Annotated in this window: 1 pseudogene; it reads left to right on the top strand. The window is 68.7% G+C overall.

The window, feature by feature from the left end:
- A pseudogene (locus AC6CHP_RS20725) lies at positions 1–518 on the top strand (ABC transporter); the annotation flags it as partial.

Raw genomic sequence — 518 nt, 5'->3', positions numbered from 1 at the left:
GCGCGGGTCTCCGGCCTGTCGGATGCGAGCATCATCGCCCGGCACATCTTCTCCGTGGTCCGGGCCCCGATCATCATCCAGACCGCGGCGATCGCCGGGGTTGCGATCGCCATCCAGTCCGGCCTGGAGTTCCTCGGCCTGGGGGACCCGGCCAAGGCAACCTGGGGCGTGATGCTGTCCGAGGGTTTCAAGAACGTCTACCTCACCCCCACCCTGCTCTTCTGGCCCGCGTTCGCGATGGCGCTGACCATCGGCGCGCTGGTCCTGCTGGGCAACGCGGTCCGCGACGCCCTCGAGGACGGCGACAGGATCAAACACCGGAAAAAGCGCACCCCTGATGCGGCTGCTGCGGTGGAACGTACGACGACGGCGCCGGCCGGCGTGCGCCCGTCACGTCACGGGGTGGCCGCCGTCGAGGCCGGGACCGAGCACCACCTGGTCAAGGTGACCAACCTCGGAGTCGGCTACCCGCAGGCGGACGGGTCGGTCAAGAAGGTCGTGGATGATGTGTCCTTCCA

The organism is Pseudarthrobacter sp. GQ63 (genome assembly GCF_059758765.1).
Note: the sequence above shows the minus strand (reverse complement) of the source record. Positions and strands in the feature narration are given on the sequence as shown.